Below are 19,198 nucleotides of genomic sequence, written 5' to 3'. Positions count from 1 at the left end.
AATGATTTATGATATTATAGTTATCGGCGGTGGCCCGGCTGGGATGACAGCCGCAATAAAAGCAAAAGAGACAGCACCATCGGCTTCGGTAAAGCTTATAGATAAAAACAAAAAACTCGGAAAGAAGCTGTATGCGACGGGAAATGGCAAATGTAACATTGCAAATACGAAGCTTGATCTGTCATGCTATTCCAGTGCAAATGAATTTTTCCCATTTCAGTTCGTAACAACGGACAGTCATAATGATGTCATGGATTTTTTTGAAAGCCTTGGTGTTTCCAGCTATGATGATAATGGATATATATATCCTGCATCGCTGCAGGCATCTACCATAGTGTGGGCACTGACGGACAGGCTCAAAATTCTTGGTATAGAAAACAGCACATCGGAGGAAGTCCTGAGTATAAAACAGGGAAAAGATGGTACATATATTGTAGACACAGACAAAGGCGGGTATAGGACGACCCAGGTGATACTTGCACCCGGAGGTGCGGCTGCGCCAAAGCTTGGCGGATCTGATAGAGTATACAGACTTCTGGATGATCTGAATGTACGGTTTGTGAAACCGCATCCGGCTCTGTGTAAATTAAAATGCCATGAATATATATCTGATATGTCAGGGGTACGTGCAAAGGCTGTTGTCCGCCTAATGTGTGATGGCGAGGAGTATGACCACGAGAGAGGCGAGGTTCAGTTTGCATCGGGATATCTTTCGGGTATAGCGGTTTTTAATATGAGTATACAGTGTATAAATCTGATGGAGACTGGCAAAAAGCCATACATAGAACTTGAACTTGTTCCGGACATCAGTGATGATATGTTGGCGGACAGGATGAGACGATTTGCCGAGGTAAATGGCAGACGGAGAGTCGAGGCGATGCTCAATGGTATTGTCAACGAGAAGATCGCCGGGTATATTATAAAAAGTCTTGGTATCAAAGCTTCTGAAGCGGCCGGACTTGACGCGGCTGATATAACATCCATATGTGATATGCTCAAACATATGAGATTCAACATAGATGGATTCGGCAGCTATGAGGACAGCCAGGCGGCAAGCGGTGGAGTTGACACATTGCAGCTCAGGGCAGATAACCTGGAACTTGATGGACACAGAGGCTTATACGCCGCTGGAGAGTATGTCGATGTGACCGGCAAATGTGGTGGATATAATATAATGTGGGCTGTTATAAGCGGCATGAGAGCCGGGGAGTCTGCAGGAAAGAGAATAAAAGATGATCAGAATTAACAATGTAAAACTGCAGCTTGGATTTACAGAGGCAGATGTTAGAAGTGTTATCAAAAAGACGCTGAAGACAGATAAGGAGTTTGAGTATATTTTTTTCAAGCTGTCTCTTGATGACAGGCGGAGAAACCAGGTGAAATATATTGCATCCATAGATGTGGATGTTCCGAATCCGGAAAAATTATTGAAAAGACTTCACAATAATAATGTTATGTTAACAAATGCTACCCAATATAGATTTCCGGAGCCGGGAAATGTCAAAATGACCTATAGGCCTGTGGTGATAGGAACAGGACCGGGTGGCTTATTTGCTGCACTGTATCTTGCCAGAGCCGGATACAGACCGGTTGTTTTTGAGCGCGGCATGGATGTTGACAGGAGAATGGAGCATATAGAGAGATTCTGGAAGGGTGAGGAAGGACTTGATCCAAATTGTAATGTACAGTTTGGAGAGGGCGGCGCAGGAACCTTTTCGGACGGCAAGCTGAATACGGTCATAAAGGATGGCTCGGGCAGACGCACTGAGGTCATGCGGACATTTGTGGAGTATGGTGCAGATCCGTCCATAATGTATATAAATAAGCCACATGTGGGCACTGATGTGCTGTCTGGTATTGTAAGGAATATGCGTGAGGATATAAAGAGACTTGGCGGAGAGGTACATTTTGATTCACTTTTTACCGGTTATGATCAGATCACACAGGATGAGGTGTGTGTACATATAAAGAACCTTTCAGATGGCAGTGAGAAGAAATACAGGACAAATGCCCTTGTTCTGGCACTTGGACACAGCTCAAGGGATACTGTGGAGATGCTTTACAAAAAAGGTGTTCCGATGGAGCCAAAGCCATTTGCCATGGGACTTCGTATCGAACACAAGCGAGCAGATATAGATGTCATGAAGTATGGCGATGATCCGGCGTATGCAAAGCTGCTGCCGGCGGCAGACTACAAGATGACGCATCAGGCGTCAAATGGCAGGGCTGTATATTCATTCTGTATGTGCCCTGGAGGTTACGTGGTGAATGCATCATCCGAGCACGGTGAGACGTGTGTGAATGGTATGAGCTACAGCGGCAGGGATGGTGAGAATTCCAACAGCGCCATTGTGGTAAATGTTACCCCGGAGGATTACGGGTCAGATCATCCTCTTGCGGGAATGAAGTTTCAGAGAAGATGGGAGAAGGCCGCATACGAGGCCGGACAGGGGGCTGTTCCGGTGCAGCTCTTCGGAGATTACAGAAGGGACATTCCTACGGAAAAGCTGGGCGGTGTTAAGCCTCAGATTAAGGGTAAGTACAGGCTTACAAGCCTCAAATGCTGTTTGCCAGAGTATATAAAGGATGCTATAATAGAAGGAGTTGTGTCCTTTGATAAGAGGATGCCGGGATATTCATCTGACGATGCAGTTCTCTCAGGAATCGAGGCCAGAACCTCATCACCTGTTCGTATGATACGAGGCGATGAGCTGCGCTGTGAGGGGACATGTATATACCCGTGCGGGGAAGGCGCGGGCTATGCAGGGGGAATAACCTCAGCCGCTGTCGATGGTATGAAGGTGGCCGAGGCCATAGCATCCAGATTCAGCAATGAGGCAATAACAGACGGTACACAGGAGAATATAAATGGATAGAGAGTATTTGAAAGACAAGAAAAAGATAGTAATAAAGATTGGTTCATCTTCACTTATTCACGAGGAGACGGGTGGACTTGACTATACAAAGCTTGAGAAGCTGGTGCGCATCATATGTGATCTGAGAAATCAGGACAAGGATGTGGTCCTCGTATCATCGGGAGCCATCGGAGTCGGAGTACAGGCGCTGGGACTTGCCAGAAGACCTAAGACGACCTCGCTCAGACAGGCGTGTGCTGCAGTGGGACAGGGACAGCTAATGATGATATATCAGAAGCTTTTTCAAGAGTATCACAGCACAGCAGCTCAGGTTCTGCTAACATTTGATGTTATATCGTCGGATGAGAGGAGAAAGAATGCCATCAACACATTCAACGAGCTTCTTCAGCTCGGTGTCGTACCGATCGTCAATGAGAACGATACGGTTGCCATCGATGAGCTGGATGACAGCGTGGCATTTGGCGACAATGATACACTGTCTGCCATAGTTGCATCCATGATCCATGCAGATCTCCTGATACTTCTCACGGATATAGACGGTCTGTACACTGATGATCCACACAATAACCCTGATGCAAAGCTTATACCAGAGGTGAACTGTATAGACGACCATATAATGGATATGGGTAAAGGTGCAGGCTCCAAGTACGGAACCGGCGGAATGACGACCAAGATCGCAGCCGCCAGGATAGCAACCAACTCCAACTCGGATATGGTCATAGTATCCGGAGCGGATATGGACAATATTGTTAAGGTAATGAACGGAGAAAGTATAGGAACTCTGTTCACAGAATATAAGGATCATGACTTTGACGTTGTCAGATTTATTTTGAATAAGGAGTATCTTATATAGTTATGAAAGAGACGATAATCGATGCGGCAAAGATCGCACGTATAAATGAGTTATATCACAAGTCCAAGGCTGAGGGGCTCACCGACGCTGAGAAGAAGGAACAGCAGCAGTTAAGGCAGGAATATATATTTGCTGTGAAGAATAATCTCAGGAGCACGCTCAACAATATAGATATCAAAGAGAAGGACGGCTCCATAACCAGACTTCAGGACCTTGATCCTACAAGAAAGGCGTAGGCACGACTGTATTATGAATAGCGAAGACAGTGTAAAACCCGGCAGCAAAGCCGATATAAGGAAAACAATAAAAGCGGTCAGAAATGCCATGGACAGGGGTGAGTGTGCATGGAGATCTGAACTTATATGCAGACGTCTGTCTGAGCTTCCTGAATACGAGAATGCTCTCAATATATGTGCATATATCTCCAAAGGGAATGAAGTGGATACAAAGCTCATAGTTGAGAGGGCGTGGGCGGATGGAAAGCATGTATATGTTCCAAAGGTTTATGGACAAGACATGGAGTTTATTGAGATCACAGACTACGAGGAACTTGCATCCGGAAACTTTGGGATACTCGAACCGGTTTCTGATGATTTTGAGGAGATCGAAGATGGGCTTATGTTCATGCCCGGGATTGCATTTGATCACAGCCGCAACCGCATAGGCTTTGGCGGAGGGTATTACGACAGATATCTGGCGAGGCATGCAGGGCTTGTCACGGTGGCACTGGCGTATGAATTCCAGATAGTTGATAAGATAGACAGTGAACCTACAGATATCAGACCGCATATCATAGTAACAGAATCGGAAGTTATATCATAATGGAGGGTCAATGAACAGAGACGAGATAACAGCAAAGATCGCTGAACTTGAAAAGAAGATACAGATGGATAAGCTGCAAAATGCCGGGGCGGATGATGCCGGAAAAGTTGCAGGACGCACTCAGTCCGGTGATATGGCTGACAGCTATGCGCTGTGCCTTGGCGGTGGCGGCGGTAAAGGAGCGTACCAGCTCGGGGTGTACAGAGCACTTGCAGAGTATGGACTTATGGACAAGGTCACAGCCATATCAGGAACTTCCATAGGTGCGATAAATGCCATGCTTTTCGCGTGCAATGATCCTGACAGGAGCGAGGAGGCATGGAAGAAGATACATTTTGAGACGGTGTTTGACGTTGATCCTGATCTGATGTTCAACGACAAATCGGGATTCATGTCGCGCAGGGAGATGATAAAGCTCATGGACAGCTATGTGGATTACGGAAAGCTGTCTGATGGGCAGGTCACCGTGTATGCAGCCATAGCTGAGTGCGCGCAGGAAGGTGAAAGACAGGCTGAGTATATAAGCCTTGCAGGAATGGATGCGGAGGAGATCAGGACAGTCGTCATGGCATCATCCACCCTGCCTATGCTCTATGAGTCTGTGACTTATAACGGTAAGGAGTATTGTGATGGTGGTCTCGCCGACAATGTTCCGGTGAAACCTCTGTATGATATGGGATACAGAAATATAGTTGTGTGCGGCCTTAATCCCGACTCAAAGAAAGACATATCTGCATATACAGATGCGGATATCATAGAGATATATCCAAGTGTAAGCCTGGGAGATCTGATAGATGGAACCTTGAATTTCTCTGCAAATTCAGTAAAATTCAGAAGCCTGCTCGGTTATAAGGATGCCATGAGGGCACTTAAGGTTCATTTTGAGAATGATCCTGATTACATCGCGGCGCTGGATCATTACAGGGATATTGATCTTGCGGATATACAGACTCAGATGAGGATGGATGCCGCGGATTCCAGCGTGAAAAATACTATGGATAACATAGGCAGGATACTTGGTAAGCTGGGCATAGAGGAATAACTCCAGTCGGATTTACGCAGCTTTAAAGAAATAGATAAGGATACATAGAGATTATGAATGATTTGGAAAAAGTTATTGACGGCATAGATCTGGGGCTTCCAGCTCCGTTTGAGGAACCGGAGAGGCAGTATTATTTTATAAAAAAGGGCAGGGAGTATGTCACAGCAAGAAGCAAAGAGCTGGGACGTGACCTTACCTGTTCCATACAGACATTTGGCTGTCAGATGAATGTCCGGGATTCTGAGAAGCTTGCCGGAATACTTGAGCAGATGGGATATGTTAGGACCGAGTCCGAACATGCGGACTTTATAATATATAACACATGTACGGTGAGGGAGAATGCCAACAGAAAGGTTTATGGTCACCTTGGTCTCATGAAGCACCTCAAGGAGAAAAATCCTGAGATGAAGATAGCTCTGTGCGGATGCATGATGCAGGAGCAGCATGTGGTGACAACCATAAGCAAGAGCTATAGGTTTGTCGATATGGTATTTGGAACACACAATGTATATAAGCTTGCTGAGATATTTGTGAGCAGGATAGAATCCGGAAGCATGGTCATAGATATCTGGAAGGATGCCAAGGAGGTCGTGGAGGATCTTCCTGCGGTGAGGGAATTTCCATTCAAATCAGGTGTAAATATCATGTTTGGATGCAACAATTTCTGTACCTACTGTATAGTTCCATATGTAAGGGGAAGGGAGCGAAGCAGAAATCCGGAGGATATCATAGCTGAGTGTGAGAGGCTTGCTGACGACGGAGTGGTGGAGATCATGCTCCTCGGGCAGAATGTCAATTCATATGGCAAGAATCTTGAGCATCCGATCACATTTGCGGAACTGTTGAGGCGTGTGTGTGCCATAGAGAAGATACAGAGAGTAAGATTCATGACCTCACATCCAAAGGATCTGTCGGATGAACTGATAGATGTCATCGCGGAGAATCAAAAGATCTGCAGACATCTCCATCTGCCGGTACAGTCGGGCTCGACAAAGATACTGAATGCGATGAACAGACGGTACACAAAGGAGTCATATCTTGCACTGGTTGACCGCATAAGGGCAAAGGTTCCGGAGATATCACTCACCACTGATATAATCGTGGGATTCCCTGGTGAGACCGAGGAGGATTTCCTTGAGACCATGGACGTGGTTGAGAAAGTACAGTATGACACCGCATTTACATTTATATATTCAAAGAGAACAGGAACTCCTGCCGCCGGAATGGAGAATGGTTCCACAAAGGAAGAGATACAGGATAGATACAACAGGCTTTTAAGGCGTGTGCAGGAGATAAGTGATGTGAAGACCATTGCGATAAAGGGACAGACACAGCCGGTTCTGGTTGAGGGCTTTGACGAGAAGGGCGACGGCCTTCTGACCGGAAGACTCTCCAACAACATACTTGTCCATTTCCCTGGGTGTGCGGAGATGGTTGGAAAGATCCTGAATGTAAAGCTTGTTGAGTGTAAGGGATTTTATTACATGGGTGAATTAGCAGAATAGGAGTAGTTGAAGTGGCAGCATTAACACCAATGATGGCTCAGTATATGGAAGTTAAGAATCAGTATAAGGACTGTATTCTCTTCTACAGACTGGGAGATTTCTACGAGATGTTCTTCGACGATGCCCTGACGGCATCCAGGGAACTTGAGATAACACTGACCGGCAGGGACTGTGGTCAGGAGGAGCGCGCACCAATGTGCGGTGTTCCGTATCATGCTTGTGACATATACCTGAACAAGCTGATAGAGAAGGGCTACAAGGTAGCCATATGTGAGCAGATGGAAGATCCGAAGCTCGCAAAGGGTATAGTAAAAAGAGAAGTTATACGTATAGTTACGCCTGGTACAAATATGTCCCAGGCTATTCTTGATGAGACGAGGAATAACTATCTCATGTGTATATTTGGCTGTAATGATGAGTATGGCGTGGCAGTGTGTGATATCACTACCGGAGAGTTCAGATCATGTCATATCTCATCCACATCCAAGCTGTACGATGAGATCAACAAATATTCACCGACGGAGATCATAGGAAATGAGGTTTTTCTGTCATGTGGCCTGAACTTTGATTACATGAAGGAGAAGATGAAGATAACGATATCGGAGGCTCCGTCTCATTATTTTAACGATGACACCTGTGAGGATTTCATTAAAAGACAGTTTAAGGTCGGATCAATAGATGGTCTCGGCATAGATGAGCAGGAGGATATGCTGCTGTCAGCGGGCGCACTTCTCCAGTATCTACATGAGACACAGAAGAACTCACTGGATCATATCAACAGGATAGATATATATTCCATAGAGGACTTCATGATCATAGACAGCTCATCCAGAAGAAATCTGGAGCTGACAGAGACACTCAGGGATAAGCAGAAGAGAGGCTCACTACTCTGGGTGCTTGACAAGACCAAAACGGCCATGGGAGCGAGAATGCTCAGAAATATGATAGAGCAGCCCCTTATCCACAAAGATGATATAGAAGCCAGACTTGACGCGATAACAGAGCTCAACGACTCTGTCATAACCAGAGACGAACTCCGTGAGTACATGAATACCATATACGATCTCGAGAGACTTATGACGAGGATATCGTTAAGAACAGCGAATCCGAGAGATCTTCTGGCATTTAAGACGTCCATACAGCTTCTTCCATTTATAATACAGCTTCTCGGTGAATTCCATTCGGATGAGCTCACCGAGATCAGGGATGGAATAGATGATCTGCAGGATCTCTATGACCTTCTTGACCGTGCCATAGTTGATGAGCCGCCTATACTTATCAGAGAGGGCGGAATATTCAAAGATGGCTATCTTGAGGACATAGACACTCTGAAGAATGCCACAACTGATGGCAAGAACTGGATCGCAGAGCTTGAGGCCAGAGAGAAGGAAAAGACCGGAATCAAGAATCTCAAGATAAAGTTTAATAAGGTGTTCGGATATTATTTTGATGTAACCAATTCATATAAGAGTCTTGTGCCGGATTATTTCATCAGAAAGCAGACACTTGCCAATTCTGAGAGATACACAACCGAGGAGCTTGACAGACTGGCTGGAGTTATACTCGGATCATCCGACAAGCTTGTTGCGCTGGAGTACAACACATATGTTGAGCTCAGGGACACCCTTGCTGCAGAGCTCACAAGGGTACAGAGAACAGCACACAGCATAGCCATGCTCGATGCTCTGTGTTCACTCTCATATGTGGCTGTTGCAAATGGGTATGTTAGACCTGAGATCAATACAGATGGAGTCATCGACATAAAGGACGGACGTCATCCGGTCGTTGAGAAGATGCTGAACAACGATATGTTCATCACAAACGACACATATCTGAACAACCATGAGAGCAGGATATCTATCATCACTGGTCCTAACATGGCTGGTAAATCCACATATATGAGACAGACTGCGCTCATAGTTCTCATGGCTCAGGTTGGAAGCTTTGTCCCTGCGGCATCTGCCAATATAGGCATATGCGACAGGATATTTACAAGAGTGGGAGCTTCCGACGACCTTGCATCAGGACAGTCCACATTTATGGTGGAGATGAGCGAGGTCGCAAATATACTCAGAAATGCCACGAAGAACAGCCTTCTCATCCTTGATGAGATAGGTCGAGGAACAAGCACATATGACGGTCTGGCGATCGCCTGGGCTGTCGTTGAGTATATAAGCAACAGTGAACTGCTCGGAGCAAAAACTCTGTTTGCGACACATTACCATGAGCTCACGGAGCTTGAGGGTAAGCTGTCGGCAGTCAACAACTACTGTATAGCGGTCAAGGAAGACGGAGACGACATAGTGTTCCTCAGAAAGATCGTCAAGGGCGGTGCCGACAGAAGCTACGGTATACAGGTTGCAAAGCTTGCCGGTGTGCCGGATGTCGTTATAGCGAGAGCAAATGAGATATGTAATCAGCTTATAGACAAGGACATAACCACCAAGCTGAAGGAGATAAAGGTTACAAATGATTTCAAGCCGAAGAAAGAAGACACCCAGATGTCAATGTTCGGCTCACTTGCCGAATCACAGGTGATCGAGGACATAAAGTGTGTTGATCTGTCCAACATGACACCTATGAAGGCGTTGCTTTATTTAAATGAATTGCAGGAGCGACTTAAATAATAAGGAGCGATAAGTAATGATAAAAGTATTAGACCAAAATACGATTAACAAGATAGCAGCCGGTGAGGTTATAGAGAAGCCGAGCTCGGTCATCAAGGAGCTTGTGGAAAATTCCATAGACTCAGGTGCCACAGCGGTAACCGTCGAGGTAAAGAGAGGCGGACTGTCATTTCTCAGAGTCACCGACAACGGAGCAGGTATAAAGAAGGATGAGGTCAAGCTTGCATTTCTCAGACATGCCACAAGTAAGCTTGTGACAGTCGAGGATCTCCTGAGTATCTCTTCTCTTGGTTTCCGTGGTGAGGCACTTGCAAGTATAGCGGCGGTTGCCCAGGTGGAGATGATAACCAAGACCGCTGATGATGTGACCGGTCTCAGATACCAGATACATGGCGGTAAGGAGATATCCAGCGAGGAGATAGGTGCTCCGGGTGGAACAACCATAATTGTCAGAAATCTTTTCTACAATACACCGGCGAGAAAGAAGTTCATGAAGACTGATGCCACGGAGACAAGCTATATCTACGATTTGATGTGCCGTATATGCATGTCACACCCGGAGATCTCATTTAAGTTCATTGCAAATGGAACAGACAAGCTGTTCACATCCGGCAATGGAAAACTGAGGGATATAATCTACCATATCTATGGAAGAGATATCACTTCCAATCTTCTTGAGATAAATGCTGAGAATGACTATATGAAGATTTCCGGATATATAGCAAGGCCTTGTATATCAAGGAGCAACAGATCTTTTGAGGGTTATTATGTAAATCACAGATATATTAAGAGTGCGGTGCTCACCAAAGCAATTGAGGATGCATTCAGAACGTTTGTCATGATTCACAAATTTCCGTTTACCGAGATCAATTTTCAGGTTAGGCCTGATCTTCTCGATATAAATGTACATCCAACCAAGATGGAGTTGAAATTTGCAAACAGTCAGGATATATACAGCTTCACATACAATGCCATAAGGGAGACTCTGTTACACAAAGAGCTCATTCCTGATGTGGCGCCGGGGAAGGATCCAAAGCCGGAGACCTTCAAGCAGAGGGATGTTGGAAATGCACCGGAGGCATTCGAGAATAAAAGGCGTGAGGAGATAGTCAGGGCAGAGGAGCAGACTGTACCGCAGAGTCAGCCTGAGCAGCTTCGTCCGGCAGAACCGCAGAGTCAGCCTGAGCAGCTTCGCTCGGCGGAGACACAGACATCACCACAGCAGCTTTGCCCGATTGAACCACAGACATCATCACAGCCGGTCCGCCCGGTTATAGAAATCATAGATGAGACTAGCAGCTCAAACAATAAAGGATCAGACGTCATAGATAATAACAAGACGGAGAAGCCGGCAGGAAACTACATATATGCGGATAGGAATAATGATCTTGAGAGAGCTATAGTACAAAACAGGAATGTGGTAAACGAGAGTCCGGCATATACAGCTCCGGCACCAGCTAGACCTTCGGTCACAGCGGCGACACAAGACTCAACAGTATCTGCAGCTTCAGATGCAGCTTATATTGAGAAAGCCGGAAAAAAATATGTACAGCAGGATATGTTCCAGGAGAAATTCCTGACAAAGGAGGCCCGTGCGAAGCACAGACTCATAGGACAGCTTTTCAAGACATACTGGCTCATAGAGTACGATGGTAAGTTCTTCATAATGGATCAGCATGCCGCCCATGAGAAGGTTAAGTACGAAGAGCTTATGGAGAATTACAAGAATAAGAAGATATACTCACAGTATCTTATGCCTCCAGCGGTTGTTACACTCAGTGCCGCAGAGATAGAGTTTCTTCATGAAAATATGGAGATGTTCGAGGCACTTGGATATCAGATCGAGAACTTTGGAGGCAGGGAGTTCAAACTTAACGCTGTACCTGACAACCTGTTTGGCCTTGATGGCAGAGAGCTTTTTATAGACTTCATAGCTGATGCGAGCAGCAGTGCTAAAAAGGTGACTATAGACACATTTATACACAAGCTTTCCACTATGGCGTGTAAGGCTGCGATAAAGGGCAATACGGAGATAAGTTTCAAGGAGGCTGATGCACTTATAGACCAGCTCTTAAAACTAGAAAACCCTTATACATGTCCTCATGGCCGTCCAACAGTTATATCCATGACTGAGTCGGAGATCGAGAAGAAATTTAAGCGTATAGTATAGGAGATAACAGGATGGATAAGAATATGAAACCACTGATAATCCTGACAGGCCCAACGGCTGTTGGCAAGACGTCGCTGTCCATAGGACTGGCAAAGGCGGTGGACGGCGAGATCATATCCGCAGATTCCATGCAGGTATATAGAAAGATGAATATTGGAACGGCGAAGATAGAGCCGGAGGAGATGCAGGGGGTAAGGCATCATCTGATAGATATTCTGGATCCGGCAGAAGAGTTCAACGTTGTGCTTTTCAAGAAATATGCTCTTCGTGCTATGGAGGATATATATTCCCGTGGAAAAATTCCAATCATAGTAGGTGGTACTGGCTTCTATATCCAGGCGCTTTTGTATGATATAGATTTTGAGGAAAATGACAATGATATGTCATACAGGGAAAAGCTGCAGAACCTTGCAGATACCCACGGCAAGACATTTCTTCATGACATGCTAGCGGAGGTCGACCCTGAATCCGCTGAAAAGATACATGAGAACAATGTAAAAAGAGTGGTACGGGCTCTTGAATTTTATAAAAAAACAGGTATGAAGATATCTGAACACAACGAGACTGAGTCGCAGAAGAAGTCACCATATAATTTTGAATATTTTGTGTTAAATGATGACAGACAGAAATTATATGATAGAATAGACAGACGGATAGATATCATGCTTGAGGCAGGGCTTCTGGACGAGGTAAAACTGCTTGTGAGCGAGGGTTACAGCAGGGAGCTGGTGTCAATGCAGGGGCTTGGCTACAAGGAGATAATCGATTATATTCAGGGCAGATGCACTCTGGATGAGGCAGTATATACGCTAAAGAGAGATACAAGGCATTTTGCCAAGAGACAGATCACATGGTTCAAGAGGGAAAAACATGTGACCTGGGTTGATAAAAGTGAGTACGACAGCGAGTCTGAAATATTGTCATTTATGCTGGACAGGCTTCACGAAAAGGAGATTATATAGAAATGAAAGATATGTTAAAGGATTACTACAGATCACTGAATGTGGATGAAAAGGTGTTTGAATACTGCAACAGTGTGGAGGAGAAACTTAAGGATAGATTTGCAGCCATCGATGCTGTGAGTGAGCTCAACCAGCTCAAGGTCCTTAAGGCCATGCAGGACAACAGATTGTCTGAGGCACATTTTGCAGGCTCTTCGGGTTATGGTTATACGGATGACGGAAGAGATGCCCTTGAGAGGATATATGCAGACGTATTTCACACGGAGGATGCCCTTGTCAGGACACAGATAGTGTGCGGAACCCATGCACTCTGCACGGCCATGTTCGGTAATCTGCGCCCGGGAGATGAGATCATTGCCATATCGGGAAAGCCGTACGACACATTGGATGAGATCATTGGTATCAGGGAGTCAAGGGGCTCACTTGCAGAGTATGGTGTCACATATGCCCAGGTGGATCTGTTGCCGAACGGAGACTTTGACATTGATGGAATAAAGAATGCGATCAATAGCCGCACAAGGCTTGTGGAGATACAGAGATCCAAGGGATATGCGGTCAGAAAGACGCTGTCTGTACAGCAGATCGGTGAGGCCATAAAAGCGGTCAAGAGTGTAAATCCTGACATCATATGCATGGTAGACAACTGTTACGGAGAATTCGTACAGGATATAGAGCCGTCGGATGTGGGTGCCGATCTTGTGGTCGGTTCTCTCATCAAGAATCCGGGTGGCGGTCTTGCACCGATAGGAGGTTATATATGCGGAAAGAAGGAGTACGTGGAGAATGCTTCATACAGACTCACAACTCCGGGACTCGGCAAGGAGGTTGGAGCCTCACTTGGCAATACAAAGGCTCTCACTCAGGGACTTTTCATGGCACCTACAGTTACTGCAAGTGCGCTTAAGGGTGCGATATTTGCAGCAAATGTATACGAGGGACTGGGCTTTAAGGCTGTTCCTGACAGCACAGAGGACAGATACGATATTATTCAGGCTGTTGAGCTTCAGACTCCTGAGAGGGTCGTGGCATTCTGTGAAGGAATCCAGGCTGCAGCGCCGGTTGACAGTTATGTAAGACCTGAGCCTTGGGACATGCCGGGCTATGATTCACCGGTCATCATGGCCGCTGGAGCATTTGTGTCTGGTTCATCCATTGAGCTCTCAGCGGATGCACCTATGCGCTCACCTTACGCGGTATATTTTCAGGGGGGACTTACATATCCCCATGCCAAGTACGGCATAATAATGTCATTACAGAAAATGGTAGAAAAAAACCTTATAGTATGGTAGATTAATTAGTCGGCCATATAAAATTTTCTCTGGAGCTTGGAGAGGCGGAAGGAGGAAATATGGATAAAAATTATTGCAAAGAGAATTTTGCAGGAGGACTTTCGGTCTCCATGAAAGAAATGTCGGAGACTGAGAGACCGTATGAGAAGAGCTTTAAGTATGGAGTTGAGGTTCTCACAGATGCTGAACTTCTGGCAGTCATCCTCAGAACCGGAAGCAGGAAGGCAAATGCGCTGTCCACAGCCTACAGGATATTGGATGCCCATCCGGTCCACAAGGGGATAGTGGGGCTTAATTACCTGACTGTGAGTGAACTTGAAGAGATAAGCGGAGTTGGAAAGGTAAAAGCGATACAGATGAAATGTCTGGCTGAGATATCCAGGAGAATGGCCAGGGCTTCATTTAAGCCGTTTTTGTCGTTTCAGTCCCCACAGAGCATTGCGGATTATTTCATGGAGAACACAAGATATCTCGAAAAGGAATACGTGTATCTCCTCATGTTTGATGCGAAGCATAAGCTCATAAAGGATGTCCGCATTTCAGAGGGAACAGTGAACAGTTCGATGTTATCTCCGAGAGAGGTGTTTGTGGAGGCTCTCAGATACGATGCTGTCTATATCATACTTGTGCATAACCACCCATCCGGAGATCCGACTCCGAGCGGTCAGGATATAGATATCACCAGAGAGATGGACAGAGCCGGGGAACTGATAGGGATAGAGCTTTCAGATCATATTATTTTAGGAAATAACTGCTATGTCAGCTTAGCTGAGCGAGGTATTTTATAATGAAACGAAGACGAAATAGGAACAGAAAAAGAATAGAGATCACACCGAGATATTTTTTGCTTGGACTCACAGGCTTTTGCGTTGTGCTCATGCTTGTATCTCTCTTTGCGGGGGGAATATTTGCACCGGTGAGGAATTTTACCAACATATTTGTCCAGCCCATGCAGAAAGGGGTAAATACCATAGGCAGATGGGTTCAGAGCAAAACTGAGGCATTCCAGAATTACGACGCACTGTTAAAGGAGAATGAAACACTCAAGGATCAGCTTGAACAGAGTCAGAAGCAGGTGGCACAGTACCAGCAGAATTCGTATGAGCTCGAACGTCTTCAGGCACTTTATGAGCTTGATCTCCAGTATTACGATTATAAGAAGACTGCTGCCAGAGTCATATCAAAGGATACCGGCGGATGGTTTCAGGTGTTCTATGTCGACAAGGGAACAGATGATGGTGTTGTCGAGGGCTGCAATGTCATGTATGGCAACGGCCTGTGTGGAATAGTCACAGAGGCCGGAAAGGATTATGCCAAGGTAAGAGCCATCATAGACGATACATCAAATGTAAACGGAATGATATTACCGTCAGAGGCTATTTGTAATGTTGAGGGAAGCGCCAGCAATTATGAGAATGGCTATCTTATCGCTGAAAACATTGACAAGGACGCAGAGGTCGGAGTCGGCGATCAGGTCGTCACATCCTATGTGTCAAGCAAATATCTGTCGGGAATTAACATAGGGTATGTAACAAAAATAGAGGAAGATTCCAACAATCTTACAAAGACTGCATATATCACTCCGGCATGTGATTTTTCAAAGATACAGGAGGTACTCATAGTCCTCCAGACCAAGAAAACTGTTTCGGAGTAGAAGTAAAGAGGTTAAACAGACATTGAGAAGAGTTATCACACTTGGATTATTAATCATAATATGTTTTGTGCTTCAGTCAGCACTTTTTCCATATATTTCAGTTGCGGGTGCGACTCCCAATCTGATGCTCATCCTCACGGTGTCCTTTGGACTTATGAGAGGTCGAAAAGAGGGAATGCTGGTGGGATTTTTCTGTGGCTTTTTATATGATCTGTACTTTGGCTTTGCCATAGGCCCTTTTATGATCATATATATGCTCATTGGATACTGTAACGGATTTTTCCACAGACTGTACCTCGTGGAGGATGTACTGCTGCCTATCATCATCATAACACTTGATGATTTCATATTTAATTTCATAACATTTATAATATTCTTTGTAATGCGTAACAGACTAAGTTTTGGGCTGTACATGAAGGATATTATTTTGCCGGATATGATATACACAGCCATACTTACGATGATAGTATTCAAGCTGTTTGTCTTTATAAACAAGCGGCTGAAGCGCGCTGAAAAAGGAAGTGAGACATAGTGATCAGAGATATATTAGAGATAATCAAAGATTTTATAGTAGAAAAGTTAAAGAGCCGTATTTTTTATGTCACTCTGTTTTTTTTGTGCCTGTCAGGCGTGCTTGTGTACAGATTGTTTAATCTTCAGATCATAAATGGAGAAAAATATCAGTCCAGCTTCCAGTACAAATCACTTAAGACGGTGTCGGTCAAGGCCACCAGAGGAAAGATTTTCGACTGCAACGGAAAACTGCTTGCATATAACGAATCTTCATACAATCTGAGTTTCACCAGCAATGCAGACCTCACTGAGGCGGCAGACAAGAAGAATATGTCGGTCAATGAGCTAAGAAATGAGATAGTTTATAAGACGATACTTATACTTGAGCAGAATGGAGACAGTCTGTCCGTGGAGCTTCCGATCAAGCTGGATGCAAATGGCAACATGAAATTCACGATAAGCGGCTCACAGCTCAATACATTTTATATGAATGTTTATGGTGCAAGCTCAGTTGATGCCCTCACCGATGCACAGAAGAATGCTACAGCAAGGGAAGTATTTGACTATATGAGAAGTGATGAACTTTTCAATATCTCGGGTGATTATTCGGATGCCTATGTGCTCAAGATCCTTGCCGTGAGATATGAGGTATGGCTCAACAGATACCAGCAGTACATGACAGTGGATATCGCCAACAATATAAGTCAGCAGAGCTATGCTGCGATAACTGAGAATATGGATACACTGCTCGGAATGGATGTGAGTATTGAATCAAACAGAGTATACAATGATGCAATATATTTTTCGCATATAATCGGATATATCGGCAACATTTCAAATGAGGAGCTCGAGGAGTACAATGCGAAGCTTGACGAGGATCAGCAGTATGATTCCAATGATATGGTTGGAAAGCTTGGTTTGGAACAGTCGTACGAGGATCAGCTTCGTGGTGTTGACGGTTCCCAGAAGATGTACGTTGACAACATGGGAAAAGTCCTTGAGATTATAGAAAAGACTGATTCTGTTGCAGGAAACGATATTTACCTCACACTTGACTCTGATCTTCAGAAATACTGCTACAACGCACTTGAAAAGGAATTGTCGTATATTCTCCTTGCAAATCTCAAGAACGTGACGACATCCAAGGAGAAAGAGGATATACCTATAACGGATGTGTACTCGGCATTCTTTGACAACAACATTATAGACATAAAGGCCCTTAATGCTGCGAATGCAACTGACAATGAAAAGAATGTGTACAACACATTTGTATCAAGCAAGCAGTACACACTCAATGCGCTTTCGGACATTCTGAAGAGCAGTCACACGGAACTGTATAATCTTTCGGATCAGTACAAGGATTATATGGAGTTTATATGCGAGACGCTGAGCTCAAACGGCATATATGACAGCAGTGCAGTGGATAAGGACAGTGACACATATAACAACTATGTAAATGACAAGATATCATTATATGAGTATCTGAAATACTGCATAAGCCAGGGAGTAATAGACATAACCGGCATTCAGACAAGCAGTGATTATTATGATACGGATGAGATATACAATGTTATTGTCGATTATGTACTCAAAGAATTTGAGGATGACTCCGATTTCGACAAACGAGTCTTCAAATATATGATATTATCAGGTGAAATAACAGGTTCCCAGGTAATATACCTGTTATACGACCAGGGAATCCTTAATAGTACAACAGACGAAGATTACGAGGAATTTACGTCAGGTGTCCTCAGCAATTTTGAATTTATTTACAGAAAGATCAAAAAGCTTGAGATAACACCTGCCATGCTTGCTCTTGACCCATGCTCGGGATCCATCGTGGTGGTCGATCCGGCGACAGGAACTGTAAGGGCTATGGTAAGCTACCCAAGCTACGACAACAACAAGCTCACAAATGTGATCGATCCTGACTATTATGCCAAGATAACAGAAGATAAGACGACCCCTATGTACAATCGTGCAACCATGCAGAGAACTGCACCGGGTTCCACATACAAGATGCTCATTGCTGCAGCTGGTCTGCAGGAGGGCGTTATAGACGTTGGATCAGTTATAACTGATTACGGTACATTCTCAAAGGTTGTTCCTTCACCGGCCTGCTGGCTCAGAAGCGGACACGGAACACTTGGTCTCGCTGACGCCATAGAGGTATCGTGTAACGGTTTCTTCTATGAGGTTGGATACCGCCTTGCCACAGACAGCAAGGGAGTATATCAGGATGCACAGGGTATAGATAAGATACAGAAGTACGCTTCGTTATTTGGACTTGACCAGAAGTCAGGTGTGGAGATAGAAGAGATGGATCCGCATGTGTCAGATACTGATGCGGTACGTTCTTCTATCGGACAGGGTACAAATAACTATGCGCCTGTCCAGCTTGCCAGATATGTGACAACCATCGCCAATGAGGGCAACTGTTATGACCTGACACTGGTGAACGAGATAAAAAATATAGATGGAAGAACAGTGTATAAGAGTGACAACGTTCCTAAGAATACAGTTGATCTGACGGACAGCCAGTGGGCGGTCATAAAACAGGGAATGCGTCAGATGGTAAGTGACCACACAAGTCCATCGGCTCTTATAAATCAGATAAATGTCAATGTTGCCGGCAAGACGGGAACAGCAGAGGAGGATACCACAAGGCCGGATCACGCATTGTTTGTGTCATTTGCGCCTTATGAGAACCCTGAGGTCAGTGTAACATGTGTTATTCCACATGGATATACATCGGGTAACGCAGAGGAGCTTGCCGGAATGGTGTACGCATATATGTATGACCCTGACAAGCTTGATACGCTTGACATAACAGGAAATAACCAGATGTCAGATTAATTGAGATACCAAAGATATATCACAGAACC

General features: G+C 44.9%; 15 protein-coding genes. All 15 read left to right on the top strand.

Going from position 1 to position 19,198, the window contains the following annotated elements:
• The first annotated feature begins 1 nt into the window (after position 1).
• From ARA78_RS03170 to ARA78_RS03100, 15 genes are read left to right on the top strand one after another with little or no spacing between them, the layout of a single operon-like run.
• Positions 2-1,246, top strand: a complete 1,245-nt coding sequence (locus ARA78_RS03170) for an aminoacetone oxidase family FAD-binding enzyme (protein ID WP_055279962.1) — start codon at positions 2-4, stop codon at positions 1,244-1,246.
• Positions 1,233-2,876 (top strand): NAD(P)/FAD-dependent oxidoreductase, encoded by a 1,644-nt coding sequence (locus tag ARA78_RS03165; protein WP_055279961.1) that lies wholly within the window; start codon positions 1,233-1,235, stop codon positions 2,874-2,876. The genes ARA78_RS03170 and ARA78_RS03165 overlap by 14 nt, the downstream gene beginning before the upstream one ends.
• Positions 2,869-3,729, top strand: a complete 861-nt coding sequence (proB, locus tag ARA78_RS03160) for a glutamate 5-kinase (protein ID WP_022216486.1) — start codon at positions 2,869-2,871, stop codon at positions 3,727-3,729. Before ARA78_RS03165 ends, proB begins: the two co-directional genes overlap by 8 nt.
• A gap of 2 nt (positions 3,730-3,731) precedes the next feature.
• Positions 3,732-3,965, top strand: a complete 234-nt coding sequence (locus ARA78_RS03155; protein ID WP_015534916.1) for a DUF896 domain-containing protein — start codon at positions 3,732-3,734, stop codon at positions 3,963-3,965.
• A gap of 13 nt (positions 3,966-3,978) precedes the next feature.
• The gene (locus ARA78_RS03150; RefSeq protein WP_055279960.1) at positions 3,979-4,551 is read left to right on the top strand and encodes a 5-formyltetrahydrofolate cyclo-ligase; all 573 of its coding nucleotides are present in this window, start codon (positions 3,979-3,981) and stop codon (positions 4,549-4,551) included.
• A 10-nt stretch (positions 4,552-4,561) separates the two neighbouring features.
• The gene (locus tag ARA78_RS03145; RefSeq protein WP_055279959.1) at positions 4,562-5,593 is read left to right on the top strand and encodes a patatin-like phospholipase family protein; all 1,032 of its coding nucleotides are present in this window, start codon (positions 4,562-4,564) and stop codon (positions 5,591-5,593) included.
• Positions 5,594-5,646: 53 nt separating this feature from the next.
• The gene (gene miaB / locus ARA78_RS03140) at positions 5,647-7,098 is read left to right on the top strand and encodes a tRNA (N6-isopentenyl adenosine(37)-C2)-methylthiotransferase MiaB (protein WP_055144470.1); all 1,452 of its coding nucleotides are present in this window, start codon (positions 5,647-5,649) and stop codon (positions 7,096-7,098) included.
• A 29-nt stretch (positions 7,099-7,127) separates the two neighbouring features.
• Positions 7,128-9,725: a DNA mismatch repair protein MutS gene (mutS, locus tag ARA78_RS03135; RefSeq protein ID WP_082419759.1), complete on the top strand. Its 2,598-nt coding sequence runs from the start codon at positions 7,128-7,130 to the stop codon at positions 9,723-9,725.
• A 16-nt stretch (positions 9,726-9,741) separates the two neighbouring features.
• The gene (mutL, locus tag ARA78_RS03130; RefSeq protein WP_055279958.1) at positions 9,742-11,895 is read left to right on the top strand and encodes a DNA mismatch repair endonuclease MutL; all 2,154 of its coding nucleotides are present in this window, start codon (positions 9,742-9,744) and stop codon (positions 11,893-11,895) included.
• 11 nt (positions 11,896-11,906) lie between these two features.
• Positions 11,907-12,857, top strand: coding sequence for a tRNA (adenosine(37)-N6)-dimethylallyltransferase MiaA (miaA, locus tag ARA78_RS03125; RefSeq protein WP_172674880.1), 951 nt, complete (start codon positions 11,907-11,909; stop codon positions 12,855-12,857).
• A 2-nt stretch (positions 12,858-12,859) separates the two neighbouring features.
• Positions 12,860-14,146 (top strand): aminotransferase class I/II-fold pyridoxal phosphate-dependent enzyme, encoded by a 1,287-nt coding sequence (locus ARA78_RS03120; protein ID WP_055279957.1) that lies wholly within the window; start codon positions 12,860-12,862, stop codon positions 14,144-14,146.
• 59 nt (positions 14,147-14,205) lie between these two features.
• Positions 14,206-14,934, top strand: a complete 729-nt coding sequence (radC, locus tag ARA78_RS03115; RefSeq protein WP_015534923.1) for a RadC family protein — start codon at positions 14,206-14,208, stop codon at positions 14,932-14,934.
• Complete coding sequence (mreC, locus tag ARA78_RS03110; protein WP_022216477.1) at positions 14,934-15,800, top strand: rod shape-determining protein MreC; 867 nt, start codon at positions 14,934-14,936, stop codon at positions 15,798-15,800. The genes radC and mreC overlap by 1 nt, the downstream gene beginning before the upstream one ends.
• A 22-nt stretch (positions 15,801-15,822) precedes the next feature.
• A complete protein-coding gene (mreD, locus tag ARA78_RS03105; protein ID WP_022216476.1) occupies positions 15,823-16,332 on the top strand; it encodes a rod shape-determining protein MreD in 510 nt (169 codons plus the stop codon).
• Positions 16,332-19,169: a penicillin-binding transpeptidase domain-containing protein gene (locus ARA78_RS03100; RefSeq protein WP_055279956.1), complete on the top strand. Its 2,838-nt coding sequence runs from the start codon at positions 16,332-16,334 to the stop codon at positions 19,167-19,169. The genes mreD and ARA78_RS03100 overlap by 1 nt, the downstream gene beginning before the upstream one ends.
• Positions 19,170-19,198: the final 29 nt, after the last annotated feature.

The organism is Coprococcus eutactus (assembly GCF_001404675.1).
Taxonomy (GTDB): Bacteria; Bacillota; Clostridia; order Lachnospirales; family Lachnospiraceae; genus Coprococcus; species Coprococcus aceti.
Note: the sequence above shows the minus strand (reverse complement) of the source record. Positions and strands in the feature narration are given on the sequence as shown.

Bases quoted from the DNA above. Each gene is read 5' to 3' on its own strand.
- mutL (WP_055279958.1), top strand. From the start codon at position 9,742: ATGATAAAAGTATTAGACCAAAATACGATTAACAAGATAGCAGCCGGT.
- proB (WP_022216486.1), top strand. From the start codon at position 2,869: ATGGATAGAGAGTATTTGAAAGACAAGAAAAAGATAGTAATAAAGATT.
- ARA78_RS03170 (WP_055279962.1), top strand. From the start codon at position 2: ATGATTTATGATATTATAGTTATCGGCGGTGGCCCGGCTGGGATGACA.
- mreC (WP_022216477.1), top strand. From the start codon at position 14,934: ATGAAACGAAGACGAAATAGGAACAGAAAAAGAATAGAGATCACACCG.
- ARA78_RS03145 (WP_055279959.1), top strand. From the start codon at position 4,562: ATGAACAGAGACGAGATAACAGCAAAGATCGCTGAACTTGAAAAGAAG.
- ARA78_RS03165 (WP_055279961.1), top strand. From the start codon at position 1,233: ATGATCAGAATTAACAATGTAAAACTGCAGCTTGGATTTACAGAGGCA.
- ARA78_RS03120 (WP_055279957.1), top strand. From the start codon at position 12,860: ATGAAAGATATGTTAAAGGATTACTACAGATCACTGAATGTGGATGAA.
- ARA78_RS03155 (WP_015534916.1), top strand. From the start codon at position 3,732: ATGAAAGAGACGATAATCGATGCGGCAAAGATCGCACGTATAAATGAG.
- ARA78_RS03150 (WP_055279960.1), top strand. From the start codon at position 3,979: ATGAATAGCGAAGACAGTGTAAAACCCGGCAGCAAAGCCGATATAAGG.
- miaB (WP_055144470.1), top strand. From the start codon at position 5,647: ATGAATGATTTGGAAAAAGTTATTGACGGCATAGATCTGGGGCTTCCA.
- mutS (WP_082419759.1), top strand. From the start codon at position 7,128: ATGATGGCTCAGTATATGGAAGTTAAGAATCAGTATAAGGACTGTATT.
- radC (WP_015534923.1), top strand. From the start codon at position 14,206: ATGGATAAAAATTATTGCAAAGAGAATTTTGCAGGAGGACTTTCGGTC.
- miaA (WP_172674880.1), top strand. From the start codon at position 11,907: ATGGATAAGAATATGAAACCACTGATAATCCTGACAGGCCCAACGGCT.